The organism is Mesorhizobium sp. M4A.F.Ca.ET.090.04.2.1, assembly GCF_003999085.1.
Taxonomy (GTDB): domain Bacteria; phylum Pseudomonadota; class Alphaproteobacteria; order Rhizobiales; family Rhizobiaceae; genus Mesorhizobium.
The window spans coordinates 1-1,479 of sequence record NZ_RZOT01000835.1 but is presented as its reverse complement, the minus strand read 5'-3'; the positions used below and the strand labels follow the sequence as shown (position 1 = coordinate 1,479).

Below are 1,479 nucleotides of genomic sequence, written 5' to 3'. Positions count from 1 at the left end.
AACGTGTCTTCGGTCGCCTCGAAGCGCTGGTACTCGCTGGCGACGGTCGCGACGGTCGTATTGTTCTCGATCTCGGTCTTCTTGAAGGCGGGAAGGGCGGCTTCGCCCTGATCGACGGTCTCACCCCAGCCAGCCTCCGGATCGTCGGCATCTGCCTTGGGCGCCGGACCGTCAGGCGTTCCGCTCTCGTCGGGCGCCTGCTGGAGTTCGTTGTCCAGGTCGCCTTGCTGGTCGCCGGTTGCAGCCGGCGCGGGTGGGGCGGGTTGCTGATCGGGTGCGGAAGCCGGGGGCTTCGGAGGGGTCTGCCGCTGCGCCTGGAAGAAGGCGAAATCCTCCTGTGTCGAGGGGATGGTGGTCATGAACTTTTCGCTGGCGCTGAGCATCACGTCGGACAGGATCTCGAGTTGCGGCGAAATCCCGGCCTGGTCGAGCTCCGCCGGCCGCGCGACCGCATGGCCTTTCGCCGAGGTGTCGGCATCGGGGGCGAGGGTGATCCACATCGGGTCCCCGGCGAGATCGATTATGGCGGGCACATAGACCGACGCGTCGGCCGGGACATCCTCCGTGCCCTCGACAGCCTGCAGTTCCTCGTCCTCGTCGCCGAACGACCAATAGTCGGCGGTAAGATAGAAACCCATGGCGGCCGCAGCCAGGACGATCGCCGCAAGGCCAACGCCGAAGCGGCGCCAGACCTTGCGCCTGCGCAGCGCCAGCCGCGCCTCCCTTTTCCGCCTGAAGCTCGTGTCGATGCTGTGAGTCACGGGCTGTTTCCGGTCAGGAAGAAGGTCCAGCGCACCTGTTCAAGCGTATCGACTTCGACAAACCGCGCGGCGATGTGGCCGCGCTGCCAGCATTCGTTAATGCCGCGGATCGAGAAGCGGCGCCGGTCGATGCACATTTCGGTCGAGCCGCCCAGGATCGCATGGCCGAACACGTCCGTCGCATAGATGTAGATGTAGCGGTTGGTCAGCTCCTCGCGAATGACGTTCACGCACTGGTTGGCGCCGATGGTCCACCAGCCGTCGGTCTGGTCGGCATTGTCGACCTTCTGGCCGACGGCAAGATTGACGACGTCGAGGGTCTGATTGCAGACCGTGAACTCCGCGCGGGCGTGGCCGATCGACAGGATCGTCAGCAGTGCCGCGAACGGGATCGCGGCAGGCCTGGCGCGGCCGATCAGGCCAAGCAGGGTTCGGGCCCGATCACGCAGCTTGCGTGGCGGGACGACGGGCGGGAAGGAAGAACGCGAGCGGCGGATTTCCATCGGCGTCCATGCTACCCGCCGAGCCGGAAATATTTGGCGGTGGCGGAGTAGTCGGATCTGTTGGCTTCGATCTCGTCAAGGATCCTGGGCAGCAGCGCCGAAACCGGGGTTGGTGCAGAGAAGACGGCGGCCTTGACATCCCGCGGGCCCGTGATCACCAGGATGATCTGCGGCAGCACCTTGCCGGCGGCTTTGTCGGCGGCGCCGAGCCCGAT

General features: G+C 65.9%; 2 protein-coding genes and 1 pseudogene. All 3 read right to left on the bottom strand.

Going from position 1 to position 1,479, the window contains the following annotated elements:
• Positions 1-761, bottom strand: a pseudogene (locus EN781_RS32415) (M23 family peptidase); the annotation flags it as partial.
• A complete protein-coding gene (locus tag EN781_RS32410; protein WP_245455435.1) occupies positions 758-1,264 on the bottom strand; it encodes a DUF1036 domain-containing protein in 507 nt (168 codons plus the stop codon). The pseudogene EN781_RS32415 and the gene EN781_RS32410, both read right to left, overlap by 4 nt.
• A gap of 11 nt (positions 1,265-1,275) precedes the next feature.
• Positions 1,276-1,479: hypothetical protein (locus tag EN781_RS32405; protein WP_145965785.1), on the bottom strand; the 204-nt coding region annotated here is incomplete at its 5' end.